Source organism: Pseudomonas sp. HLG18 (genome assembly GCF_051903985.1).
GTDB classification, from domain to species: Bacteria; Pseudomonadota; Gammaproteobacteria; order Pseudomonadales; family Pseudomonadaceae; genus Aquipseudomonas; species Aquipseudomonas fluorescens_BT.
The window spans coordinates 5,676,298-5,701,118 of sequence record NZ_CP195831.1 but is presented as its reverse complement, the minus strand read 5'-3'; the positions used below and the strand labels follow the sequence as shown (position 1 = coordinate 5,701,118).

At 61.5% G+C, this 24,821-nt stretch carries 17 protein-coding genes; 5 read left to right on the top strand and 12 right to left on the bottom strand.

Features of this window, described 5'->3' with window-relative positions:
• Nucleotides 1–7 precede the first annotated feature (7 nt).
• The 12 genes from ACSPX5_RS26180 to glnE form a co-directional block, all read right to left on the bottom strand.
• Nucleotides 8–904 carry an antimicrobial resistance protein Mig-14 gene (locus ACSPX5_RS26180; RefSeq protein ID WP_439820537.1) on the bottom strand — a complete coding sequence of 299 codons (897 nt, stop codon included), beginning with the start codon at nucleotides 902–904 and terminating at the stop codon, nucleotides 8–10.
• Nucleotides 904–2,034: a glycosyltransferase gene (locus ACSPX5_RS26175; RefSeq protein WP_207865575.1), complete on the bottom strand. Its 1,131-nt coding sequence runs from the start codon at nucleotides 2,032–2,034 to the stop codon at nucleotides 904–906. Before ACSPX5_RS26175 ends, ACSPX5_RS26180 begins: the two co-directional genes overlap by 1 nt.
• Nucleotides 2,018–3,775, bottom strand: a complete 1,758-nt coding sequence (locus tag ACSPX5_RS26170) for a carbamoyltransferase family protein (RefSeq protein WP_007952261.1) — start codon at nucleotides 3,773–3,775, stop codon at nucleotides 2,018–2,020. The genes ACSPX5_RS26175 and ACSPX5_RS26170 overlap by 17 nt, the downstream gene beginning before the upstream one ends.
• A 172-nt stretch (nucleotides 3,776–3,947) precedes the next feature.
• Nucleotides 3,948–4,283, bottom strand: coding sequence for a YceK/YidQ family lipoprotein (locus ACSPX5_RS26165; protein ID WP_169428561.1), 336 nt, complete (start codon nucleotides 4,281–4,283; stop codon nucleotides 3,948–3,950).
• A 159-nt stretch (nucleotides 4,284–4,442) separates the two neighbouring features.
• The gene (locus tag ACSPX5_RS26160; protein ID WP_439820536.1) at nucleotides 4,443–5,894 is read right to left on the bottom strand and encodes a lipopolysaccharide kinase InaA family protein; all 1,452 of its coding nucleotides are present in this window, start codon (nucleotides 5,892–5,894) and stop codon (nucleotides 4,443–4,445) included.
• Entirely contained in the window at nucleotides 5,894–6,646 is a 753-nt protein-coding gene (locus tag ACSPX5_RS26155) for a lipopolysaccharide kinase InaA family protein (RefSeq protein ID WP_169428559.1), read from the bottom strand. Before ACSPX5_RS26155 ends, ACSPX5_RS26160 begins: the two co-directional genes overlap by 1 nt.
• Nucleotides 6,643–7,377, bottom strand: coding sequence for a lipopolysaccharide kinase InaA family protein (locus ACSPX5_RS26150; protein ID WP_169428558.1), 735 nt, complete (start codon nucleotides 7,375–7,377; stop codon nucleotides 6,643–6,645). The genes ACSPX5_RS26155 and ACSPX5_RS26150 overlap by 4 nt, the downstream gene beginning before the upstream one ends.
• Nucleotides 7,377–8,183 (bottom strand): lipopolysaccharide core heptose(I) kinase RfaP, encoded by an 807-nt coding sequence (gene rfaP, locus ACSPX5_RS26145; RefSeq protein WP_439820535.1) that lies wholly within the window; start codon nucleotides 8,181–8,183, stop codon nucleotides 7,377–7,379. The genes ACSPX5_RS26150 and rfaP overlap by 1 nt, the downstream gene beginning before the upstream one ends.
• Nucleotides 8,184–9,305 carry a glycosyltransferase family 4 protein gene (locus ACSPX5_RS26140; protein ID WP_439820534.1) on the bottom strand — a complete coding sequence of 374 codons (1,122 nt, stop codon included), beginning with the start codon at nucleotides 9,303–9,305 and terminating at the stop codon, nucleotides 8,184–8,186.
• Nucleotides 9,305–10,366, bottom strand: coding sequence for a lipopolysaccharide heptosyltransferase I (waaC, locus tag ACSPX5_RS26135; protein WP_169428555.1), 1,062 nt, complete (start codon nucleotides 10,364–10,366; stop codon nucleotides 9,305–9,307). The genes ACSPX5_RS26140 and waaC overlap by 1 nt, the downstream gene beginning before the upstream one ends.
• Before the next feature lies 1 nt (nucleotide 10,367).
• Complete coding sequence (waaF, locus tag ACSPX5_RS26130) at nucleotides 10,368–11,402, bottom strand: lipopolysaccharide heptosyltransferase II (RefSeq protein ID WP_439820533.1); 1,035 nt, start codon at nucleotides 11,400–11,402, stop codon at nucleotides 10,368–10,370.
• 51 nt (nucleotides 11,403–11,453) lie between these two features.
• Nucleotides 11,454–14,393, bottom strand: coding sequence for a bifunctional [glutamate--ammonia ligase]-adenylyl-L-tyrosine phosphorylase/[glutamate--ammonia-ligase] adenylyltransferase (gene glnE / locus ACSPX5_RS26125; RefSeq protein WP_323161965.1), 2,940 nt, complete (start codon nucleotides 14,391–14,393; stop codon nucleotides 11,454–11,456).
• Between the two features lie 384 nt (nucleotides 14,394–14,777).
• Here glnE and aceE point away from each other — a divergent pair, with 384 nt between their 5' ends.
• The 5 genes from aceE to msrA all read left to right on the top strand — a co-directional run bounded on the left by aceE (nucleotide 14,778) and on the right by msrA (nucleotide 24,781).
• Nucleotides 14,778–17,423 (top strand): pyruvate dehydrogenase (acetyl-transferring), homodimeric type, encoded by a 2,646-nt coding sequence (gene aceE / locus ACSPX5_RS26120; protein ID WP_169428553.1) that lies wholly within the window; start codon nucleotides 14,778–14,780, stop codon nucleotides 17,421–17,423.
• An 11-nt stretch (nucleotides 17,424–17,434) separates the two neighbouring features.
• Nucleotides 17,435–19,396: a dihydrolipoyllysine-residue acetyltransferase gene (gene aceF / locus ACSPX5_RS26115; protein WP_169428552.1), complete on the top strand. Its 1,962-nt coding sequence runs from the start codon at nucleotides 17,435–17,437 to the stop codon at nucleotides 19,394–19,396.
• A 278-nt stretch (nucleotides 19,397–19,674) separates the two neighbouring features.
• Nucleotides 19,675–21,072 (top strand): alkaline phosphatase D family protein, encoded by a 1,398-nt coding sequence (locus tag ACSPX5_RS26110; RefSeq protein WP_439820532.1) that lies wholly within the window; start codon nucleotides 19,675–19,677, stop codon nucleotides 21,070–21,072.
• A gap of 239 nt (nucleotides 21,073–21,311) precedes the next feature.
• Nucleotides 21,312–24,008 carry a putative bifunctional diguanylate cyclase/phosphodiesterase gene (locus tag ACSPX5_RS26105; protein ID WP_169428551.1) on the top strand — a complete coding sequence of 899 codons (2,697 nt, stop codon included), beginning with the start codon at nucleotides 21,312–21,314 and terminating at the stop codon, nucleotides 24,006–24,008.
• A gap of 107 nt (nucleotides 24,009–24,115) precedes the next feature.
• Complete coding sequence (gene msrA, locus ACSPX5_RS26100) at nucleotides 24,116–24,781, top strand: peptide-methionine (S)-S-oxide reductase MsrA (protein WP_323161129.1); 666 nt, start codon at nucleotides 24,116–24,118, stop codon at nucleotides 24,779–24,781.
• Nucleotides 24,782–24,821 lie beyond the last annotated feature (40 nt).

Below are 24,821 nucleotides of genomic sequence, written 5' to 3'. Positions count from 1 at the left end.
GGCTGACTCATACGGTGAAGACCGGCACAGGATTGCACCAGCGATCCTTGTATTCACGGTCGGCACGACCGAAGGAAAAGCGCAGCGGCTTGTTCAGTGCCCGGGCATGTTCCCAGGCACTTTGCGTATTGAGGAAACTCAGGACGCTGCCGGGGCTGAATTCACGGGTTTCGGGATCGACGCCGCCGTTGATGTACTCGACGCTGATCCACTCCGGCGCCTCGACGCGATACACCAACTGGATCGCAATGGGCGCATCGTTGAGCAAGATCACCGAACCGATCAACAACTCGCGCAGCAGCTCGATAACCTCGGCCATCCGCGCCGCGCCAGTGGCCGGAAACCCCCAGCGGCGCTGAAACAGATCGCAGTAGATGGCTGCCAGCTCTGTACTGGTGAATTCGCTGACCGGCCGCACCACCCCGCCCGCCTCTTCCAGCAGGCGCAGTTCGCGGCGCTGGTTATAGCGAAACTTCTTCGACAGTTCTTCCGGGGTACGGGCCATGGCCAGTTGCTCGGTCTGCAACTTGAGGCCGCTGAAGCGGTTTTCGTTGAGCGCCGACAGGTAGCGTCCGCGATGGCGCAGCGGGGCCCGGGCATCGGCGGCGGCCGGCAGGATCAGTTCGGCGTTGCCGAGATCGAACAGGCCTTTCTTGCCGTTGCGCTTGAGCACGTCCTTGGACAAGGCCAGGTCGCGGCCCCAGGTCGGGATCGCCGCTTTGATCTCACCCTGCTGTTCCCAGGCCAGATAGCGCACCGCAATGCCGGCCAGATTCGCCAGCCGCTCGACGACCATCGGATGAGTCGCGACGCTGCCGCCAAAACGCTGCCAGGCCTGTGCATAAGTTGAGGCGTCAACGGGCGACCAGCCACGTTCGCGCCAGCCTTGAAATCGGTTGAGCATCAGCCCCTCGGTGCCAGATCGGTAACTTGCGGCAAATGCCAGAAGGTGTCGCGCACGGCGCGGTCGGAGAAGCGCTCGCGCAGGCGGTCGAACATCATCTCGGCGCACTGGCGACGTTGTTGCTCGTCCATACCGGCCAGATGTTTCAGGCCCTGGGCCAGATGTTCGGCGTCACCCAGCGGGAACAGAATGCCCACGCCTTCGACTACTTCCTTCGCCCCGCCGCATGCCGTGGCCAGCAACGGCACGCCGGCGGCCATGGCCTCCAGCAACACCATGCCGAACGGTTCGTGGTCGGAGCTCAGGGCAAACACATCGAATGCGCGGAAGTAATTGCGCGCGTCCGGCACCTGACCGAGAAACAGCACGCGATCACCAACGCCCAGCTCACGGGCCAGGGCCTTGAGTTCATCCTCAAGACGACCCTTGCCGAGAATCACCAGTTGGCTGTTGGCCGGCAGACCAGGCAATGCCGCGGCAAACCCGTGCAGCAACGTGGCCTGATCCTTGTCCGGGTGCAGGCGACCGACGTTGCCGACAATGAATGCATCCGCCGACAGACCGAGGGTCTCGCGAGCTTCACGGGCGGACACCTGACTCATCTGCAACGCCGAGACATCGATGCGGTTATAGAGGGTCTGGATACGCGCCGCCGGCCATTTCGGCAGGCAACGGCGCATGTCGTCGCGCACCGCATCGGACACGCCGAGCAGGCTCAGACGCTTGCGGAAAATGTGTGCAAAGAGTTTGCGCGAACCGCGTTTGTAATCGCCAAACGCGTGGTGCACGCCAATCACCGGCAGTGAAGTGCCGAGCAAAGCGATGTAGATCGGCTTGAAACGATGGGCGATGCAGAAACTGAAATTGCGTGAAGCGGCGATCTTGCGCAGATCGCCGATGGCGCCCAGCTTCAGGCCACGAATGGCCTTGGAGCTGTACTCCATGAACAACACTTCATCGGAGGCGCAGGCCGCGGCCACCTCGCTATCGGCGACCCCGGTCAGAAAGACCGTGGTGACCCGATAACCGGTGCCCGCGAACAGGCTGGCGTACTGCCGCGCGCAGTCGAGGAACGGCCCGTCATAGCCGTGACAGAACTGCAGCACATGGCGTTCAGCCGAGCGTGTCATAAGCGTTTGCGCCTTCTTTGACCACCAGGATGTCTTCCATGATCAGGTACTGCAGATCCGAGCCGAAGAACATGTTCAGGGCGTCGGTCGGCGAGCAGATCATCGGTTCGCCACGGCGGTTGAGCGAGGTGTTCAGGGACACGCCGTTGCCGGTCAGCACTTCCAGCGCCTTCATCATGTCGTAGTAGCGCGGGTTGTATTCGCGCTTGAGCACCTGGGCACGGGACGTGCCGTCTTCGTGGACGACTTCCGGCACGCGGGTCTTCCACTCTTCCGCCACTTCGAAGGTGAAGGTCATGAACGGCGCCGGGTGATCGATCTTGATCATCTGTGGCGCGACGGTGTCGAGCATCGACGGGCAGAAAGGCCTCCAGCGCTCGCGGAACTTGATCTGGTGGTTGATGCGGTCAGCCACGCCAGCCACGCTCGGGCAGCCGATGATCGAACGACCACCCAGTGCACGCGGACCGAACTCCATGCGGCCCTGGAACCAGGCCACCGGGTTGCCATCGACCATGATTTTGGCGATCTGCTCCGGCATGTTGTCGAGCTTGCGCCAGGTCGGCTTGTTCTCGTGACGGGCGCACGCGGCGATCACGTCTTCGTTGCTGTACGACGGGCCGAGGTAGACGTGTTCCATCTTCTCGACCGGCACGCCACGGGCGTTGGACACATAGGCCGCTGCACCGACTGCGGTGCCGGCATCGCCGGAGGCAGGCTGAACGAACAGCTCCTTGACGTCGTCGCGGGCGATGATTTTCTGGTTGAGCTTGACGTTCAACGCACAGCCACCGGCATAGGCCAGTTTGCCGGTTTCCTTGAGGACGTCACCCAGATAGTAGTCGATCATCTGCAGCGCGATTTTTTCGAACAGCGCTTGAATGCTGGCGGCGTAGTGGATGTACGGCTCGTCGGCGATGTCACCTTCGCGCTTCGGACCCAGCCACTCGATCAGCTTCGGCGAGAAGTAGTAACCCTTGCCCTTCTCTTTGTAGCGACGCAGGCCGATCACGTTGGCGTAGTCGGTGTTGATCACCAGCTCGCCGTTCTCGAACGAGGCCAGGCGCGAGAAATCGTATTTGCTGGCGTCGCCGTACGGCGCCATGCCCATGACCTTGAACTCACCGTCCAGCATGTCGAAACCGAGGAACTCGGTAATCGCGCCGTACAGGCCGCCGAGGGAGTCCGGATCGAAGAATTCCTTGATCTTGTGGATCTTGCCGTTTTCGCCATAACCGAAGAAGGTCGTGGCGTACTCGCCCTTGCCGTCGATGCCGAGGATCGCGGTTTTCTCTTTGAAACCCGAGCAGTGGTAGGCGCTGGAAGCGTGGGCCAGGTGGTGTTCAACCGGTTCGATCTTGATTTTCTTCGGATCGAAGCCCAGTTGCTCCAGGCACCAGACAATTTTGTTGCGATAGCGCTTGTAGCGACGGTTGCCCATCAGGATCGCGTCGAGTGCGCGGTCCGGGGCGTACCAGTAACGCTTGGCGTACTGCCAGCGGGCCTTGCCGAAAATGCTGATCGGGGCGAACGGAATCGCGACCACGTCAACGTCGGACGGCTTGATGCCAGCCTGCTCCAGGCAGAACTTCGCCGATTCGTAGGGCATGCGGTTCTTTGCATGTTTATCGCGTACGAAGCGCTCTTCCTCAGCCGCCGCGACCAGCTTGCCGTCGATGTACAAGGCTGCTGAAGGATCATGGCTAAGGGCGCCGGACAGGCCAAGAATCGTCAATGCCACAGGGGTCTAGCCTCTTTAGTCTGCATTCAGGCGCGATGCGCCTTGAAAAATGATGTGCCCTCGCACCGGGCGAGAGACAGCTAAAGGGCGGGATTATAGCGTAAACGTGGCGGGAATGACCCTGTGCGAATTACCCCATGTCGTTCACCCCGCAGAACCCTTGTCCATCGGACTATCCACGGCTCGGCCGCCAATAAACACCGATATTCCCGTCCACCGCCTGACGATAGATCGTATAAGGCAGGCAAGCCGTATCGAATACCCCGGAAAGAGTCATGTCGAGCAGGACGACCGGCACCAGAATGCCAGTGGGATCAGGGGGCGCGTGCAACAGGCAGAAGTCGTGGGCGAGCCCGCTGTAGATGCGCGGAATGGACTGACAGTAGGTCTTCTGTTTGCGCAGGCTGCGCGTAGCAGCCTCGTCGCCCTGCAGCACAGTGACGGCGGTGCCGCAGCCAGACAATGCCAGGGAAAATGCGCCAATGGTAATAGCCGTTTTGATGGTCAAGATTTGCCCTCCGGGAACGTCGGGGCAAACTAGCATCGGAGGCTAATACGGGGCAGTTCATGGGTTCTGGTAAGGCCGTAGGACAAATCACAAGAATTTGTCGTCACATGCCTTACCCGATTTCCATTGCAGAAACGTCTTACCGGCTTGCGAAATAAATCACACAGCGCCCGATGCATCCTTGGGCAAACGCTGATCGATCACCTGGTACAGCGCACTGCTCTCGGGCCAGTTGCGCATGAACCGCGCGCGATCCCGGGCATAGGCTGGAGCAAAGCTGCCCGCCGAACCGTGCTGACACATCGAATCCAGATCGATCAGCGCCCAGCGATCCTCATGCCAGAACAGGTTGTGGCCCTTGAAATCGCCATGACTGATGCGCTCGGCAATCAACCGCGCAAACAGCTGATCCAGCGCCTGCAACTCGGCTTCCGGCGCTGCGCCGCTCTCAACATACGGCGCAAAGCGCTCGATGATGTCAGGCCCGGGCAGGTACTCGGTGATCAGATACGCCTTGCTGCGCAGCCAGAAAAACCGGGTTTCCAGCACCGCCAGCGGTTTGGGCGTGGTGATACCGAGGAACGCGAGGCGATTACCCTCGCGCCAGGAATGCCAGGCGCGGCTCGGGCGCCAGAAGCGCTTGAGCCAATGAGCAAACCCTTTGATGTTGTAACGTTTGATCACCAGCGCACGCCCGGCCACTTCGATCTTGCCGACGCTCGCCGCGCCGCCGGTCTTGTACAAATGACCCTGATCGAGCAAGGCATCGGCCTGCTCCAGCACCGGCAGCATCGCGGACTCTTCCTCGCGACGGATCGACCGCAGACCGAAGGCCCCGCGCCGCACGCTGAACAGCGTGCATTCACGACCGACCTTGATCAGGAAATCCTTGAGCCGCCAGGCGCGCACCTTGTCGATCTGCTTCTGCAAGGCTTCCAGCGGCAGCGCGTGCTCGCTGTTGCTCAGCAGGTAATACACCAGCAATTCTTCGGTGAACGGCTCCAGCGACTTGGGCAACTGGGCAAAAAACACCCCGAGATTTTCCAGCACTTTCTGCCGCGACAATGGCTGGCCGGCATTTTCCGCACAGATGCCGGCGCCATCGATCAGATACAGCTGGCCACCGTGGCGCAGCAGGTTATCCAGGTGCAGGTCTTCCTGCCACAGGCCTTTGCCGTGTAACTGGCCAATGGCGCCGAGCGCTTCGGCCAGCACTGCCGATTGCTCATCCGCCAGCACCGGCAAGGATTCGACCTTGTTCCAGGCATCGCCGAGGCTTTCGGCGCCCTCGAGGAACTCGAACAGCAGCCAGCCACCCTCGCCGTCTTTCAAGCCATCGGCCAGCAGCAACGGCGTGGTCATGCCTTGGGCGGCGAGCAGCTTCACGCCTTCCAGTTCACGCTGAAAATGTCGCGCCGCCTTGCTGCCGACCAACAACTTGGCCAGCACCGGACGACCGCGCCACACGCCCGCACCGACATAACGCTGCCCCGGCAACACCCGCAACAGACTGAGCAATTGCAGATCGGCCGGGCCCGCCGCATCAGCCAGCCCAACGGTCAGAGGCAGGCTCGGCGCGCGTCCGGCGTTTTTCAGTTCGGACAACTGCATCAACGCGTCTCCTTGCGACTGCGCCGTGCGGTCAGCCGCGTGACCCAGCTGTCGACCAGCGAACTGTCGACCGACTGATCGAGATACGCCGCCAGCAACTCGCGCAACTGGGCATCGCTCCATTCCGGAGCACGACGCAGCAGCGGCTCCAGGTCCTTGACCCGATCCCGCTGACCGAACAGCAGAGGGCGGGTCTTTTCCAGATCGATCAGTTGCGCCTGATAACCGGCGCCTTCGGCCCGCAGGAAAATATGCTTCGGATAGAAGCAGCCGTGCACCTGACGCACACCGTGCAGATGCCGGGCCAACTGACCGCAAGCCTTGAGAATCGCCGACTGCTGCGATGCCTCAAGGTCCGACCAGCGCTGCAACAGCGAATCCAGATCATCCCAACCGTCGAGCGCCCGAGTCAGCAGGAGCGCGCGCACTTCGCCCGCGACGTTGCGCTGACCGAAAAACGCCGCCTGCAGCGCCGGAATCCCGAGCGAGCGGTAGCGGCTGATATTGCGAAATTCCCGGGCAAACGTCGGCTCGCCAAACGGCGCATGCAGCGTGCGGGTCAGGTAATTGCTCTGACGCTTGAGATAATAACCATGACCTTCGAGTTCGAGGCGGAATACGCTGCTCCAGCCGCCGCCGTCGGTGTTCGGCTCATCCACCGCGTCGAGCTGTTTGGCCCACAGCGCGTCGAAAGTACCGAGGCCGTGGCGCTCCAGCAGCGCACGGTCTTCAGCGGCGAGAAAATCAGTCATTCGCGTCCCTCGAAAAATCTCACCACGTGACGAATCCGTTTCTTGTCGGCGGCATTGAGCCGGTCACGCTGGCGGTATTGCAGGTAGAAGCGCAGGCGCTGGGTGTTCGACAGGTGATATTTGGCAACCTTGTCGAGACAGGCCAGGTCCTTGGTGATCCGGTACTTGAGCCAGAAACCGCGCCAGAAATCGCCGTTCGGGCAATCGATGAGAAACAGCTGTGCCTGATCGTCGATCAGCAGGTTGCGCCATTTCAGATCGTTATGGGTGAAGCGATGATCGTGCATCGTCCGGGTATAGACGGCCAGTTGCCGACTGATGCCGTCGACCCAACTGTGATTTCTCAGTTTGGGGTCGTTGCGCTCGGCCAATGCCGAGAGGTCCTCGGTGCGGGGCAGCTCACGGGTGATCATCGCCCCGCGATCGTAGGCTATGCCGTTGCGCTCCAGGCCCCAGGCCACCACTTCGGCGGTGGGAATGCCCCACTTGGCGAAGCGCTTGAGGTTCTGCCACTCCATCTTCACCCGGGGCTTGCCCAGGTAACGGCGCAAGCCCTTGCCGGCGCCGGAGTAGCGTTTGACGTAATAGTTGACGCCGTTGCGCTGCACGCGAATGACCTCGGACAGCGGGTCGCGGGTCAGACGCTCGCCTTCAAGCGCAAACACCGCTTCAAGGCTGCCGAAATCCGCTGCGAGATCGTTGTATTCGGGCTCAAGATTCCAACCCGCCATCAGAGCGCATCCCCGTATCGCTGCTTGCGCTCGTAGAGCTTGTTGGCCTTGCCTTCGAGCCAGTTCAGCAACGGTGCTTCTTCAGCCAGGATCCGGCGCAGCGGTTGCTGGAAATAGCCCTTGAGGAAGCGCAGCTTGTCGCGGCGGGTCAGGCCGATGTCCAGCGCGGAAAAATATAGCGCCGCCAGATCCTTGTCGCGCCAGCGCCGGGTGATCGCCGGACGGGTCTGGGCGCGGTGCAGGTCGATCACCGAGAGTTTGAAATCTTCCGGGGTCACCGGCTTGTCGGTGTGCAGCAGAAAGTGGCAGATGTAGCAGTCGCGGTGGTTGACCCCGGCGCGGTGCATCATGCCGGTCATGCGCGCGACCTCGGCGATCAGCGCCCGCTTGAGCTTGGGCTGCGGTGGCTGTTTGACCCAGCCGATGCTGAAGTCTTCAAGACTGATGGTCGGCGCCAGCTCTTCGGTGACGATGAATGAATGCTGATCTGCCGGATTGCTGCCCTTCTCGCCGTACGCAACAGCGGTCATGGTCGGCACACCGACCTCCTGCAGACGCTGGATGGCCTTCCATTCCTGGCCCGCACCGAGCACCGGCAGCTTGGCGGTGAGCAGATTCTTGAAAATCTCGCCCCAGCCAATGCCACGGTGGATCTTGACGAAAAATCCGTTGCCGTCGACTTCCGTGCGCAAAGTCCGGCGGGCTTCCAGCTCGCGGTACACCTCGCCCTGCAAGCCCTCGACTTCCGCGAATGCATCGCGGCCAGCCCAGAGGCTCTTGAACGGTTCAGCCAGCATCAACTTCATTTATGCGTGCTCCGCCAGAATCACATCGGCCGCGTGCTGCGGCATGCTGTAGAGGTCGGCCGTCTCGGCGAAGGCCAGACCGTTGCGGCTCCAGGCCGCCCGTGCAGCGTCGTCGTTCAACATGTCAGTCAGGTACTGCGTCAGTTGCGCCTGATCGAACGGTTCGTCCAGCACTCGCCCGGCATCGGCCTCGGCAATGTAATGGGCGTAGCCGCAGACCGCGCTGACCAGCACCGGCAACCCGGCGACCAGCGCTTCAAGCAGCACCGTACCGGTGTTTTCGTTGTACGCCGGGTGAATCAACAGATCGGCGCCGAGCAGGAAACGCGGGATATCACTGCGCCCCTTGAGGAACGTCACGTTATCGCCCAGACCCAATGTTGCACTCTGCATCTGGAACAATTTGGGGTCATCCTGGCCGATTACAAACAGCCGGGTACGTTTCTTCAGCTCGGCGGGCAACGCGGCCAGCGCTTTCAGGCTGCGATCGACGCCCTTGGTCTTGAACCCGGAGCCGATCTGCACCAGCAGCAGTTCGTCGTCCTTCAGATTGAATTCGGCGCGGAAACCGGCGCGAATCTGGTCGGCATCCGCCGGACGGCGACGATCCTGGGCGATACCCGGCGGCAGCAGGTGGAAGCGCTCCAGCGGTGTGTCGTAATACTTGATGAACAGCGGCTGCTGCACTTCGGAAATCATCAGCACTTCGGTCTTCGCATCCTTGGCGAACACCGCGCGCTCGTATTCGGCGAAGTGGCGGTAGCGGCCCCAGCGGCGATACAGCGAATGGCGCAGGTTCTGCGCCTTGTCTTCGAAGCAGCCGTCGGCGGCGTAGTAGACGTCCAGCCCCGGCATCTTGTTGAAGCCGATCAGGCGGTCCACCGGGCGCTTGGCCAGGTCCGCCTCCATCCACGCGCTGAGCTTTTCGTTGCGGCGGTGATTGAAGAACGCCTTGACCGGCGCCACCAGCACTTCGAAACCGGGCGGCACGTCGCCTTCCCAGATCAGGGTGTAGACGCGGATCTGGTGCCCGCGCTTCTGGCACTCGAGGGCGATGCGCAAGAAATCGCGCTGCAAGCCGCCGAACGGGAAATATTTGTACAGGACAAAAGCCAATTGCATCAGCGCAGCTCCTCAGCCATCAACAACGTGCTCAGTCGGCTGGCAACACGCTCGGGATTCAGACGCGTGAAGCACAGGGGCCACTCGCGTTTCAGGTCAAACTGACGGGCATCCTGCGCGGTCGGTTGATACGTACATTTCTTTTGCAGGCACGGCGCGCACGGAAAATCGCTGCCGAGGTGAATCTGCAGCTTGCCGTAGGCGCCGGTCAGGCCCGGATTGGTCGGGCCGAACAGGGAAATCGTCGGCACGTCCAGCGCCGCAGCGAGATGGCCCAGACCGGTGTCCACCGCAACGCAGGCCTGGGCGCCGGCCAGCACCTTGCCGACCCCGGCCAGGTTCAGTTTCGGCAGCACTTCGGCGTGTTTGAAACCGGCGGCGATGCGCTCGGCCCGGGCTTTCTCCAGCGGGTTGCCCCACGGCAGCCTGATCCCGACACCGAGATAACCGACCCGTTCGGTCAGCTCGCGCCAGTAGGCTTCCGGCCAGTGCTTGGTGTCCCAGGTGGTGCCATGGAGGAACACCACGTAGGCATTCTTGCGTGGCAATTCGACCAGACGCTCGACGTTGAGGCCGTAATCGCCCAGGCCTTTGGGCAAGTCGTAACCCAACGCGATCGCAAACAACTGGCGCACACGCTCGACGGCGTGCTGCCCACGGGCCACCGCCAGTTTGCGGTCATAAAAACGCGCGGCGATCGGCTCCCGGGCGGAACCTTTGTCGAGACCGGCCACCGGGGCCTTGACGTAGCGGGTCAGCCAGGCGCTTTTCAGCAAACCTTGGGCGTCGATCACCAGGTCATATTTGTTCGCCCGAACGGACTGCTTGAAGCGCTTCCATTCGCCACTGGTGATGGTTTTCCAGATATTTTTGCGCCAGCGGCGGATCGCCACCGGAATCACGTTGCCCACGGCCGGGTGCCAGGTCGGAATCTCGGCGAAACCTTCCTCCACCACCCAGTCGAACTTGATCCCGGGAATCGCCCGGGCGGCGTCGGTCAGCGCCGGCAACGCGTGAATGACGTCGCCCAGCGATGAAGTCTTGATCAGCAATACCCGCAACTTAATGAACCTCGACCACAGAGCCCTGCAAACGCTGCAAGGCATCGTTGACCGCGTCCGGCATCAGCTGGCGCAGGCAGTTGTAATGGCCGAAACGGCAGGTGCGGTCAAAGCAGGGGCTGCAATCGAGGCCCAGACGGACGATTTCCACATGCTCGGCCAACGGCGGAGTGAAACCCGGCGAGGTCGAACCGTAGACCGCCACCAACGGGCGATTCAATGCAGCGGCCACGTGCATCAGGCCGGAATCGTTGGAGACCACCGAGTCGGCGCAGGACATCAAATCGATGGCCTCGGCCAGCGAAGTGCCGCCGCTGAGGTTCACCGACTCTTCGCGCAGCCCCGGAATCAGCCGCGCGCGGATGTCTTCACCCACCGCGTGATCGTTCTTCGAACCGAACAGCCAGACCTGCCAGCCCTCGCGAATCCGCGCTTCGGCGACCTTGGCGTAATGCTCGGACGGCCAGCGCTTGGCTTCACCGAACTCGGCACCGGGGCACAGCACCAACACCGGGCGATCGAGGGTCAAACCGAACTTGGCCAATGCGGCCTCGCGGGTGACCGAGTCGATTTGCAGGCTCGGGCGCGGATAAGGTTTCTGCAGTTCGGCGTTCGGCTCGTAGGCCAGTGCCATGAAACGTTCGATCATCAGCGGATAACGTTCTTTATCCAGCGTGCGCACGTCATTGAGCAGGCCGTAGCGGAATTCGCCACGCCAGCCGGTGCGTTTCGGGATGCCGGCGAAAAACGGCACCAGTGCCGACTTCAGCGAGTTCGGCAGCAGGATCGCCTGGTCGTACTGGCCGGCCAGGGATTTGCCGATCCGCCGACGGGTCGCCAGCTCCAGCGCGCCGTGGCCGAGCGGAAAGCTCAAGGCCTTGCGCACTTCGGGCATGCGTTCGAGGATCGGCCGGCTCCACTCGGGGGCCAGCACGTCGATTTCGCACTGCGGGTGGCGCTGTTTGAGACACTGAAACAGTGTCTGCGCCATCACCATGTCACCGACCCAACTGGGCCCAACGATCAGAATATTCATGTGGTTTCCATAAACGAACCGGGGAGGCCTTACGCCTCCCCGTCTCGAGAATCAGCTTAGCCCCAGCTCTCGCCAGATCCGCATCACCTGCCGCCGTTCGTCCGCGAACTGGTCGCCCGGTATCACTCCGGCGTCCTTCTGCAAGGCCTGCCGGTGGGCTGCGGAACGGTAGGCCTTGTAGGCCTCGCGCAACAGGCTGGCGTCTTCGACGGGCATCAACCCTTCGTGTTCCAGCTCTTCCAGAATGCGGATATTGTCCGTCCAGCGCAGCAGCGGCGGATGGCTTTGCGACCACGCCAGGGCCGCGTATTGCACCATAAATTCAATATCGACGATACCTCCGGCGTCCTGCTTGAGGTCGAACGGCGCCGTGGCCTCGAAGGCATTCGCCCCCGTACCGGCGGCCGTGCTCTTGCTGCCGAGGTTGTCGCGCATCTTGGCGCGCATCTCGCTCACTTCCTGTTGCAGTTTCGCCAGATCCCGCGTCTTGCCCAATACCTGGGCCCGCACTTTCTCGAACGCCTGGCCGACATCCTGACTGCCCACCAGCACCCGCGCCCGCACCAGGGCCTGATGCTCCCACGTCCACGCTTCATTTTCTTGATAGCGGGCGAACGCGCCAAGCGAACTCACCAACAGCCCGGATGCACCGGATGGCCGCAGACGCATGTCCACTTCATACAGCTGGCCGGAGTTGGTCTGCGCCGTCAGCAAGTGAATGATCCGCTGGCCGAGCCGGGTAAAGAACTGCGCACCATCAATCGGTTTCGCCCCGTCGGTTTCCGCCTGTGGATCGCCGTCGTGGATGAACACCAGGTCCAGGTCCGAACCATGCCCCAACTCGATCCCGCCGACTTTCCCATAACCGACAATGATGAAGCCGGGATCGCACAACGTGCCGTCAGTGCGCAGCGGCGTGCCGTACTTGGCCACGGTCTGGCGCCAGGCCAGGGCCAACACTTGCTCCAGAATCGCTTCGGCGAGCCAGGTCAGGTAGTCGCTGACTTTCATCAACGGCAGGCTGCCGGCGATTTCCGAGGCGGCGACCCGCAAGCGATGCGCCAGTTTGAAATGGCGCAGGGCTTCCATCTGTTGTTCGAGATCGTCTTCCGGAATGCGGGTCAGGCGCTCGCGCAGCTCGGCGGCCAGCTCCGGTGCCAGCGGCGGCTTGAACAGGCGACCTTCGTTGAGCAATTCGTCGAGCAGCAACGGGAAACGGGTGATCTGCTCGGCGATCCACGGGCTCGCGGCGCACAGCGTCAGCAAGCGTCGCAGCGCGCCGGGGTTTTCCGTCAGCAACACCAGATAAGCCGAGCGCCGGGCCACCGCTTCGACCAGCGGCAGGACCCGCTCGAGCACCAGATCCGGATTGTCATGCTCCACTGCCTGAGCGAGCAGGCGCGGAATAAAGGCGTCGAGGCGTTCGCGCCCCAGACGCTGCATCGCCCGCAGTTGCGGACTGCTGCGCAGACCGGCCAGTGCTTTCAAGGCTTTGGTGGCGTCGGCAAAACCGCCCTCTTCCAGCTGGCGGCAGGCGGCTTCTTCGTCCTGCGCCTCTTCCCACAGCGGCAGCCATTCGCCGCCGACCACCACTTCGCAATCGGCGCCCTCTTCTTCATCAGGGTCCGCGATCACTTGCGCAAAGTGCCAGGCCACCCGGCCTCGCCAGAACATCAGCTTTTCATGGAAAGCGTCCCAGTCGGCGAAACCGAGCATGAAAGCAATGCGTGCCTGATCCTGCGCAGTGTCGGGCAGCATTTGAGTCTGGCGGTCGGCAATCGCCTGGATCGCGTGTTCGGTGTAGCGCAGGAATTCGTAACCTTCGCGCAACTCGCTGATCACCGCTGGCGGCAGATAACCCTGCCCTTCCAGCGTGCCCAACACCTTTAATAGAGGACGCTGTTGCAGACTCAGGTCGCGCCCGCCGTGAATCAACTGGAAAGCCTGGGCGATGAACTCAACCTCGCGGATGCCGCCGGAGCCCAGCTTGATGTTGTCGGCCATGCCCTTGCGCCGCACTTCCTGCTGGATCAACTGCTTCATGGTGCGCAGCGCTTCAATGGCCGAGAAGTCCAGATAGCGCCGGTAAACGAACGGCCGCAGCATTTCCTGCAACTGCGCACCGGCCACTTGATCGCCGGCCACCACTCGCGATTTGATCATCGCGTAGCGCTCCCAGTCCCGGCCCTGATCCTGGTAATACTGCTCCAGCGCATTGAAGCTCAGTACCAGCGCGCCGGACGAGCCGTAAGGGCGCAGACGCATATCGACGCGGAACACGAAACCGTCGACGGTCATCGGGTCGAGGGCCTTGATCAGGCGCTGGCCGAGACGGATGAAGAATTCCTGGTTATCCAGCGCACGCTTCACGCCGACGGTTTCGCCGCCCTCGGGGTAGGCGAAGATCAGGTCGATGTCCGAGGACAGGTTCAGCTCGACCGCGCCGAGCTTGCCCATGCCCAGGATGACCATTTGCTGCGGCAGACCGCTGCGCCGGCCGGTGGGCGTGCCGAATTGCTGACAATGGCGGCTATATAACCATTGATAGGCCTGGTCGATGCTGGCGTCGGCCATGTCGGAAAGGTCGCGGCAGGTCTGCACCAGATCGGCCTGGCGGGTCAGGTCGCGCCAGATAATTCGCACCTGATGCCGGGCGCGCTGGCGACGCAGGACGCGGCCCAGCTCATCTTCAGTCTGCGCCGCCGTCGCCGCAGCAGCGATCTGCGCACATAACTCGCCGGGGGCGAACGGCCGGTCGAGTTCACCGGACTGCACCAGCGACAGCAACATCAAAGGGTCACGAACGCTCTGTTCAATCACAAAATCGCTGGCGGCGGTAACGCGGGCGAACTGCGCCCAGCGCTCCGGGGTCCAGGTGGAGAAGCCGTGATCGTCTTCAAGCTGAGCGACGGCCGTACGGAACGACTGCTCGGATCGGCTGACCAACGGCAGGAGAATGGCGGGCAGTTCGGCAAGCGCGGGCAGGGTCATGGTCTATCCTTGATCGGCGTGTAAATGGCCGCTTGTAGTGATGATTGAAAAACCGCTACGCGAAGGACTGTCGAACAAAAGTGAGAAATAGCTGAAATTTCTTTTTCTTTGGCAGCCAGCATCAAACTTTCACCTTTTTCGGATGGCCAAAGACCAACCTTAACGATTATTCTCACAACGCAGCCGGAGGCCACAAGCCTTTCATCTGTAGTTTTACTACTCGTCTATACATTCGAAAGGCTGAAATGCCGGATGATTTGTAGTAAAACTACACGCCGCCGGAACAACCTGTCGGCAATCCAAGAATTTTAAATCGTCTGCCCACAAGGCCAGTCGCAAACTCAGGCAACCGATTCTGGAAGCCTTTCCGCCCTGGAGCAAGCCATGCAAGACCTCGATCCCGTCGAAACCCAGGAATGGCTGGACGCCCTGGAATCGGTTCTCGACAAAGAAGGCGAAGACCGTGCTCACTATCTGATGACCCGTATGGGCGAACTCGCGACCCGCAGCGGCTCGCAACTGCCTTACGCCATCACCACGCCTTACCGCAACACGATCCCCGTTACCCACGAAGCACGCATGCCTGGCGACCTGTTCATGGAACGCCGCATTCGCTCGCTGGTACGCTGGAACGCGATGGCCATGGTAATGCGTACGAACCTGAAAGATTCTGACCTGGGCGGTCACATCTCCAGCTTCGCCTCCAGCGCGACCCTGTACGACATCGGCTTCAACTACTTCTTCCAGGCCCCGACCGACGAACACGGCGGCGACCTGATCTACTTCCAGGGCCATACCTCGCCAGGCGTTTACGCCCGTGCATTCATGGAAGGCCGCATCTCCGAAGACCAGATGAACAACTTCCGCCAGGAAGTCGACGGTCAGGGCCTGTCGTCCTATCCGCACCCTTGGCTGATGCCTGACTTCTGGCAGTTCCCGACCGTATCCATGGGTCTGGGCCCGATCCAGGCGATCTACCAGGCGCGCTTCATGAAGTACCTGGAACACCGCGGTTTCATCCAGCCGGGCAAACAGAAAGTCTGGTGCTTCCTGGGCGACGGCGAGTGCGACGAGCCGGAATCCCTGGGCGCCATCTCCCTGGCCGGCCGCGAGAAGCTGGACAACCTGATCTTCGTCATCAACTGCAACCTGCAGCGCCTCGACGGCCCGGTTCGCGGCAACGGCAAGATCATCCAGGAACTCGAAGGCGTGTTCCGCGGTGCTCAGTGGAACGTGACCAAAGTCATCTGGGGCCGTTTCTGGGACCCACTGCTGGCCAAGGACGTCGACGGCATCCTGCAACGTCGCATGGACGAAGTCATCGACGGCGAGTACCAGAACTACAAAGCCAAAGACGGCGCGTTCGTGCGTGAACACTTCTTCAACACGCCTGAACTCAAGGCGATGGTTGCAGACCTGTCCGACGACGAAATCTGGAAACTCAACCGTGGCGGCCACGACCCGTACAAGGTCTACGCGGCGTACCACGAAGCGGTCAACCACAAGGAACAACCGACCGTCATCCTGGCCAAGACCATCAAGGGTTACGGTACCGGTGCGGGCGAAGCGAAGAACACCGCGCACAACACCAAGAAAGTCGACGTCGACAGCCTGAAGCTGTTCCGCGACCGCTTCGACATCCCGGTGAAAGACGAAGAGCTGGAAAACCTGCCGTTCTTCAAGCCTGAGCCAAACAGCGCCGAAGCCCGTTACCTGGCCGAGCGTCGCGCCGCACTGGGTGGCTTCGTGCCTCAGCGTCGCGCACAGAGCTTCAGCGTGCCGACTCCGGATCTGGACACCCTCAAGGCAATCCTCGACGGCTCCGGCGACCGTGAAATTTCCACCACCATGGCCTTCGTGCGAATTCTCGCGCAACTGGTCAAGGACAAGGAAATCGGCCCGCGCATCGTTCCGATCATCCCGGACGAAGCCCGTACCTTCGGTATGGAAGGCATGTTCCGTCAGCTGGGCATCTACTCGTCCGTCGGCCAGCTCTACGAGCCAGTCGATAAAGACCAGGTGATGTTCTACAAGGAAGACCAGAAAGGTCAGATCCTTGAAGAAGGCATCAACGAAGCAGGCGCCATGAGCTCCTTCATCGCCGCTGGTACTTCGTACTCCAGCCACAACCAGCCAATGCTGCCGTTCTACATCTTTTACTCGATGTTCGGCTTCCAGCGTATCGGCGATCTGGCCTGGGCTGCCGGCGACAGCCGCACCCGTGGCTTCCTGATCGGCGGCACCGCCGGCCGTACCACCCTGAACGGTGAAGGCCTGCAGCACGAAGACGGTCACAGCCACCTGCTGGCTGCCACCATCCCGAACTGCCGCACCTACGATCCGACCTACGGCTATGAGCTGGCGGTGATCATTCAGGACGGCATGAAGAAGATGACCGAAGAGCAACAGGACATCTTCTATTACATCACCGTGATGAACGAGTCCTACCAGCAGCCAGCCATGCCGGCCGGTGCCGAAGAAGGCATCAAGAAAGGCATGTACCTGCTGGAAGAAGACACCCGCGAAGCGGCGCACCACGTCCAGCTGATGGGCTCCGGCACCATCCTGCGTGAAGTCCGTGAAGCGGCGAAGATCCTGCGTGAAGAGTTCAACGTCGGTGCCGACGTGTGGAGCGTCACCAGCTTCAACGAACTGCGTCGCGACGGCCTGGCCGTAGAGCGCAGCAACCGTCTGAAACCAGGCCAGAAGCCTAAGCGCAGCTACGTCGAAGAGTGCCTGAGCGGCCGCAAGGGTCCGGTCATCGCCTCTACCGACTACATGAAACTGTTCGCCGAGCAGATCCGTCAGTGGGTACCGTCCAAGGAATTCAAAGTCCTGGGCACCGACGGTTTCGGCCGCAGCGACAGCCGCAAGAAACTGCGTCATTTCTTCGAAGTCGACCGTCATTTCGTGGTGTTGGCAGCCCTGGAAGCACTGGCTGACCGTGGCGATATCGAACCTAAAGTCGTGGCCGAGGCCATTACCAAGTTCGGCATCGACCCGGAAAAACGCAACCCACTGGACTGCTGAGGAGAAACTCTGTGAGCGAACTCATTCGCGTACCTGACATCGGCAGCGGTGAAGGTGAAGTAATCGAACTGTTTGTGAAGGTCGGCGACCGTATCGAAGCCGACCAGAGCATCCTGACTCTGGAATCGGACAAGGCCAGCATGGAAGTGCCGGCCCCGAAGGCCGGCGTCATCAAGAGCCTGAAAGTGAAGCTGGGCGACCGCCTGAAAGAAGGCGACGAACTGTTGGAGCTGGAAGTCGAGGGCGCCGCGCAAGCGGCCCCTGCTCCGGCTGCCGCTCCTGCCGCCAAGGCTGAAGCTGCACCGGCCGCCGCGCCTGCACCGGCTGCGCCTGCCGCCGCCCCTGCTGCCGCTTCGGTTCAGCAAGTGCACGTGCCGGACATCGGTTCGTCAGGCAAGGCCCAGATCATCGAGATCCAGGTCAAGGTCGGCGACACCGTCGAGGCTGATCAGTCGCTGATCACCCTGGAATCCGACAAGGCGAGTATGGAAATCCCGTCGCCTGCCGCTGGCGTGGTCAAGGCCATCAGCGTCAAGTTGAACGACGAAGTCGGCACTGGCGACCTGATCCTGGATCTGGAAGTGGCGGGTGCTGCGGCCCCTGCGGCTGCCGCTCCGGCCCAGGCTGCTGCTCCAGCCGCTGCTGCTCCGGCGCCTGCCGCCGCACCGGCTGCACCGGTTGCCGACAGCGTTCAGGACATCCACGTTCCGGACATCGGCTCGGCCGGCAAGGCCAAGATCATCGAAGTGCTGGTCAAGGCTGGCGACAGCGTTGAAGCCGACCAGTCGCTGATCACCCTGGAATCCGACAAGGCGAGCATGGAAATCCCGTCGCCTGCCGCCGGCGTGGTGGAAAGCGTTTCCATCAAGCTGGACGACGAAGTCGGCACCGGCGATCTGATCCTCAAGCTGAAAGTCAAAGGCGCCGCTCCGGCTGCTGCCCCGGCTCCGGCGGCCGCTGCTGCCCCGAGCGCTCCGGCACCGGCCGCTGCTGCTCCGGCGGCCGCTGCACCTGCTGCTGCCGCTCCGGCCGCTGCTCCAGCCAAGCCTGGTGCAAAAGTTCACGCCGGTCCTGCCGTGCGTCAACTGGCTCGCGAATTCGGCGTCGAGCTGAGCGCTGTCGGCGCCAGCGGTCCGCACGGTCGCATCCTGAAAGAAGACGTGCAGGTTTACGTCAAAGCCATGATGCAGAAGGCCAAGGAAGCACCGGCCGCTGCCGCTGGCGCAACCGGTGGCGCGGGCATCCCGCCGATTCCGGTCGTCGACTTCAGCCGTTTCGGCGAAATCGAAGAAGTGCCGATGACCCGCCTGATGCAGGTCGGCGCTGCCAACCTGCACCGCAGCTGGCTGAACGTGCCGCACGTGACGCAATTCGACTCGGCGGATATCACCGAGCTGGAAGCGTTCCGCACCGCACAGAAAGCTGTTGCAGAGAAGGCCGGCGTCAAGCTGACCATCCTGCCGCTGCTGCTCAAGTCCTGCGCGCACCTGCTCAAGGAACTGCCGGACTTCAACAGCTCGCTGGCACCAAGCGGCAAGGCGATCATCCGCAAGAAATACGTGAACATCGGCTTCGCCGTCGACACCCCGGATGGCCTGCTGGTACCGGTCATCAAGAACGTCGACCAGAAGAGCCTGCTGCAACTGGCCGCCGAGGCCGCTTCCCTGGCTGAAAAAGCCCGGACCAAGAAGCTCTCGTCGGACGAGATGCAAGGCGCCTGCTTCACCATTTCCAGCCTCGGCCACATTGGCGGCACCGGCTTCACGCCGATCGTCAACGCGCCGGAAGTGGCGATCCTCGGTGTTTCCAAGGCAACCATCCAGCCAGTCTGGGACGGCAAAGCCTTCCAGCCGAAACTGATGCTGCCACTGTCGCTGTCCTACGATCACCGTGTGATCAACGGCGCCGCTGCTGCACGCTTCACCAAGCGTCTGAGCGATCTGCTGGCGGACATCCGCACCATCCTGCTGTAAAGCGCTCGGCCCTCCGGCAGCGGAGGGCCGACCGCGTTCCACGTTTTCGAGCGCCACACGCTCGTACCTCAACCCCGTCAACCTGGCGGGGCTTTTTTTGCCTGAAATATCAGCCAGCCGTATTTTTCCCACAAGCCTTGCTGATTTGAGCCACGAGCCAAGTCCCCTTCCTGTCGATCTTTTTTATACACAGGCAACTAATCTTTGCGTACCAAAGTTAGCCAATAAAAGTCAGTGCGCTTTCTTTTCAATTAACACTCATTCGAATGGATTCGAACATGCAGAAGCCGACTGTCGGCCCCATCATGGGTCACACAACAACTAACCAGACCCGCATTTTTATACGCGGCGAATTTCATAATAATGCTGCAGTATTTGCCGGCATTCGTTATCGACCCACCGATTCGAAACAATGGCACACGGGAGGATTCATCAAACTGGACGCGAGACGTGATATGTCTGGCGTACTGGTTCTGGATAACTTGAGCGCCGACACCGATTACGAGTACCAGACCGGATGGTTCAGCCCGATGAGTCCGGCCCACACCACCGAAAGCGTGGCGGAGTTGCCGCTGCAATGGCCGCGGGAGACTTACCGTCTGCGTACCCGCAGCGATCAGGCCTTACAGCCACGCGCCTATATCCTCGGTTCGTGTCGCTACTTGCGCCTGACCGCCGGCATCCCCGTATTGCCGCAGCTGGGTGACCGGATCTTCGCCTCGATCAGCCAACTGATCGAAGGCGCACAACCACCGGTCAGCGCAATCATGATGAGCGGTGACCAGATCTACGCCGATGACTTGAACCTGATTGCACCCGACCGCGAATATAACGAGATCATTGCAAAGTATCGCGCGGCTTTTTCCCAGCCCAATATTCAACGACTGATGTCTGGCACTTCGACTTACATGATTCTCGACGACCATGAAATAGAAGATAACTGGCCAAGTCATGCCGACCCAGCCGATGAAACACTGTTTCGCAATGCAATGGCGGCTTACGAAATCTATCAAGCCAGTCACAGTCCGGCCTGTTCACTCACAACTAACGGCCAAGTAGAGCATTCTTCGCTGAAGCACTATTGGTATCAATTCAGCGATGGCGATATCGAATGGTTTGTGACCGATAGTCGAACCCGTCGCCACTTATCCAGCGACAACCGCCGCGTTCTGGATGAAGAGCAGGAACAGGCCTTGTGCAAGTGGCTGATCGAAAGCACCGCACGGGTCAAGTTTGTGGTTACCAGTGTCATGTTCTATCCGGATCGCAGAATGAACGGCGAGGACGCCTGGATGGGCTTCCCGCAACAGCGCTTGCGGCTGCTGGAAACCATCCGCCGGCATCGAATCAGGAACGTGGTGTTCATCTCCGGCGACGTGCACGGTTCGCTGACCTCGCGCCTGACCCACAGCGAGGACCCGGAATTCGAAATCCACACCATCGTCTCTTCGCCGCTGCACAACAGCAAACTGCTGCCCTATGCCACGGCCGCGACGTTCATCCTCGATCAGCCGCTGGTTCGTACCGACACGGGAGACTATCGGCACGAACTGACCAGCCAGGTCATCAGCCAGGACAATTTTGCGCACATGGTGGTCGAGCCCGGGCACATCCAGGTCAACTACCACGACCGGGATGGCAGACACCTGCAAACGATCGACATTCCACTTCGCTGAAATGCAGCGGCATTACCGTTCCGGTCGCCAGAGAGCTCTGGAACGGTACTTTCAGAGCGATCCCGCATTACTTTCCACCACCCTCTGGAGAAATGCCCACAGCTGCCGACATATTCTTATAGCACTTGGCCTTCATGTCTCTTGTCAGTCGGTGCCGCAATGATGCAACCTTGCCGCAGGCAACAGTAAAGAGGGCGAGAGCCCGGCGCGTTCAGCAAATTTCCAAGCGAGTTCCCTTCATGAAGAGCCAACCCGATGCCGCCAGCCGTATGGCGGCCGAGGTAGTGACGCAGTTGCCTGTGCCCTCGCGGCTCGGCATGCTGCGTTTCGAGCGCCTGAATGAAGCCAGTTGGGCGATGCTGTTTCTCGATCCCAGCTGCGAACGCCAGTTCGGCCAGCCGGCCGTCGAACTCTGCGCCCTGGTCGGCTCGCCCTACGCCAGCCTGATGGAGCCCGAAGCGCGCTATCAGCTGCACGACGCGATCCAGCAACAGCTTGGCCAAAGCCCGCATTATATGGTGCGCTACACCCTGCACACCGCCGCCGGTGTCCTGAGCATTCTCGAACTCGGCGAGGCCTACAAACAGCACAACCGTCATTTGCTGCGCGGTTACCTGCTGGCGGTCGACGATGTATTTGACGAAGCGCCAGCGCTGCCGTGCGTCGACCTCGAAACCCAGAACTCGCGCCTGCAGATCGCCCTTGAGCTCAACCAGCGCGCCCAGCAGGAGCAATTGCAGCACCTGGAGCGGGTGCGCGCCCAGCAGGACCTGATCCTGCTGCTGGCCCGCCAGCGCTACAGCAGCCAGAACTCCCTGCAGGAAGCCGCCGAACTGATCACCCGCTGCGCCTGCGATATCTACGAAATCGACTGCGCCAGCCTGTGGAACCTCGAAGGTCAGAAGCTGGTGCCGATTTCCGCCTATCACCGCGCCACCCAGGAATACATCCTGCCGGAGGTGCTCGACGTCAGCGGCTTCCCCGATTACATGGACGCGTTGCACGGCAGCCGCGCCATCGACGCGCACAACGCGATGCGCGACCCGCGTACCCGCGAGATGGCCGAAGCGCTGCGCCCCCGCGACGTCAACGCCATGCTCGACGCCAGCATCCGCGTCGACGGCCAGGTGGTCGGCGTGCTGTGCCTGGAGCAGACCGGCGTCACCCGCGCCTGGCAGTCCGACGAAATCGCCTTTGCCGGTGAACTGGCCGACCAGTTCGCCCAGGTCATCAACAATCACAACCGCCGCATCGCCACCAGCGCCCTGCACCTGTTCCAGCGTGCGGTCGAGCAAAGCGCCAACGCCTTTTTGCTGGTCAACTGCGACGGCGTGGTCGAATACGTCAACCCGAGCTTCACCGCGATCACCCAGTACACCACCGAGGAAGTCCACGGCCAGCGCCTGTCGGAGCTGCCGGCCCTGGAAAACCTCAGCGAGCTGCTGTTCGACGCGCCCTCGGCGCTGGCCAAGAGCAACAGCTGGCAGGGTGAGTTCAAGAGCCGTCGAAAAAACCTCGAACCGTACTGGGGCCAGTTGTCGATCTCCAAGGTCTACGGCGACAACCGTGAGCTGACGCATTACATCGGCATCTACGAAGACATCACCCAGACCAAGCTGGCGCAGCAGCGCATCGAGCGCCTGGCCTACACCGACAACCTGACCAACCTCGGTAACCGGCCTGCATTTATCCGCAATCTGGATGAACGCTTCGCCCGAGACAGCGATACCCCGATCAGCCTGCTGCTGGTGGACATCGACAACTTCAAGCGGATCAACGACAGCCTCGGCCACCAGACCGGCGACAAACTGTTGATCAGTCTGGCCCGGCGCCTGCGCAACAGCCTGAGCCCGAGCGGCAGCCTGGCGCGGTTCGCCAGTAATGAATTCGCGGTGTTGCTCGACAACACCGCCCTTGAGGCCGGCCAACAGATTGCCAGTCAGTTGCTGATGACCCTCGACAAACCGATGTTCGTCGACAACCAACTCATCAGCGTCACCGGCTCCGTGGGCCTGGCCTGCGCACCGCTGCACGGCCGCGACCCGCAGACCCTGATGCGCAACGCCGGCCTGGCCCTGCACAAGGCCAAGGCCAACGGCAAACACCAGGTGCAGGTGTTCACCGAGGCGCTGAACGCCGAGGCCAGTTACAAGCTGTTCGTCGAAAACAACCTGCGCCGCGCCCTGACCCAGAACGAACTGGACGTGTTTTACCAGCCCAAGCTGTGCCTGCGCAGCGGTCGCCTGCTGGGCATGGAGGCGCTGCTGCGCTGGAACCATCCGGAACGCGGCATGATCCGCCCGGACCAGTTCATCAGCGTCGCCGAGGAAACCGGCCTGATCATTCCGATCGGCAAGTGGATCGCCCGCCAGGCCTGCCGCATGAGCAAGGCGCTGACCGCCGCCGGCATGGGCAATCTGCAGGTAGCGATCAACCTGTCGCCCAAGCAGTTTTCCGACCCGGACCTGGTGGCGTCGATCGCCAACATCCTCAAGGAAGAAGCGCTGCCGGCCAATCTGCTGGAACTGGAGCTGACCGAAGGCCTGCTGCTGGAAGCCACCGAAGACACCCACTTGCAGCTCGACCAGCTCAAGCGCCTGGGCCTGACCCTGGCCATGGACGACTTCGGCACCGGCTACTCGTCGCTCAGCTACCTGAAGAAATTCCCGATCGACATCATCAAGATCGATCGCAGCTTCATCCACGAAATCCCGGACAACCAGGACGACATGGAAATCACCTCCGCCGTGATCGCCATGGCCCACAACCTGAAACTCAAGGTCGTGGCCGAAGGCATCGAGACCGCCGAGCAGCTGGCGTTCCTGCGCCGTCACCGCTGCGACGTCGGCCAGGGCTACCTGTTCGACCGGCCGATTCCGGGCGGCGAGCTGATCCAGGCGCTCAAGCGCTACCCCCGCGGCCCGCTCTGCCTGTAACTCACAGGGCACACTATCCGCACACTTTGCCAGGTGATTAACTGGGCATCATTGGGCACACTGGCGGTCAGACTTTTTACATCCCATCCTGACTGAGAGGAACGATCATGGTTCTGCGCTCGGAAATTCTGGTGAACAAAAACGTGCTACCGACTAAAGAACAAGCTCTGCCCGGCCGCGAAACCCCGATGGCCCTGCCTGAAAAACACTTTGTTTTCACCGAGACGCCGTTGCTGGGCCCGTTCTTTCAGGACGTCGATTTCGCGATCTTCGGCCTGGGCTGCTTCTGGGGTGCGGAACGCCGCTTCTGGCAGCGCGAAGGCGTGGTCAGCACCGTGGTCGGCTATGCCGGCGGTTTCACGCCGAACCCGACCTACGAAGAAGTCTGCTCGGGCCTGACCGGCCACGCTGAAGTGGTGCTGGTGGTGTACGACAAGGCCAAGGTCAGCTACGAAGAGCTGCTGGCGATGTTCTGGGAACTGCACAACCCGACGCAGGGCATGCGCCAGGGCAATGACATCGGCACTCAGTACCGTTCGGTGATCTACGCGACCCACCCGGAGCAACTGGAGGCGGCGCTCAAGAGCAAGGCCGTGTATCAGGCTGAATTGTCGAAAGCGGGTCTGGGTGAGATCAGCACCGAGATTGAACAGGCGCCGACCGTTTACTTCGCCGAGGCCTATCACCAGCAGTATCTGGCGAAAAATCCGGAAGGCTACTGCGGGATTGGCGGCACCGGTGTGTGCATGCCACCAAGCCTGGCGGGTAACTAAGACCGCCCTGATCGCTCCCGCGCTTAGCGTGGGAGCGATT

Excerpts from the sequence above, each read along its gene's own strand:
- ACSPX5_RS26180 (WP_439820537.1), bottom strand. The coding sequence starts at position 904 with ATGCTCAACCGATTTCAAGGCTGGCGCGAACGTGGCTGGTCGCCCGTT.
- ACSPX5_RS26175 (WP_207865575.1), bottom strand. The coding sequence starts at position 2,034 with ATGACACGCTCGGCTGAACGCCATGTGCTGCAGTTCTGTCACGGCTAT.
- ACSPX5_RS26160 (WP_439820536.1), bottom strand. The coding sequence starts at position 5,894 with ATGCAGTTGTCCGAACTGAAAAACGCCGGACGCGCGCCGAGCCTGCCT.
- ACSPX5_RS26155 (WP_169428559.1), bottom strand. The coding sequence starts at position 6,646 with ATGACTGATTTTCTCGCCGCTGAAGACCGTGCGCTGCTGGAGCGCCAC.
- ACSPX5_RS26150 (WP_169428558.1), bottom strand. The coding sequence starts at position 7,377 with ATGGCGGGTTGGAATCTTGAGCCCGAATACAACGATCTCGCAGCGGAT.
- rfaP (WP_439820535.1), bottom strand. The coding sequence starts at position 8,183 with ATGAAGTTGATGCTGGCTGAACCGTTCAAGAGCCTCTGGGCTGGCCGC.
- ACSPX5_RS26140 (WP_439820534.1), bottom strand. The coding sequence starts at position 9,305 with ATGCAATTGGCTTTTGTCCTGTACAAATATTTCCCGTTCGGCGGCTTG.
- waaF (WP_439820533.1), bottom strand. The coding sequence starts at position 11,402 with ATGAATATTCTGATCGTTGGGCCCAGTTGGGTCGGTGACATGGTGATG.
- glnE (WP_323161965.1), bottom strand. The coding sequence starts at position 14,393 with ATGACCCTGCCCGCGCTTGCCGAACTGCCCGCCATTCTCCTGCCGTTG.
- aceE (WP_169428553.1), top strand. The coding sequence starts at position 14,778 with ATGCAAGACCTCGATCCCGTCGAAACCCAGGAATGGCTGGACGCCCTG.
- ACSPX5_RS26110 (WP_439820532.1), top strand. The coding sequence starts at position 19,675 with ATGCAGAAGCCGACTGTCGGCCCCATCATGGGTCACACAACAACTAAC.
- ACSPX5_RS26105 (WP_169428551.1), top strand. The coding sequence starts at position 21,312 with ATGAAGAGCCAACCCGATGCCGCCAGCCGTATGGCGGCCGAGGTAGTG.
- msrA (WP_323161129.1), top strand. The coding sequence starts at position 24,116 with ATGGTTCTGCGCTCGGAAATTCTGGTGAACAAAAACGTGCTACCGACT.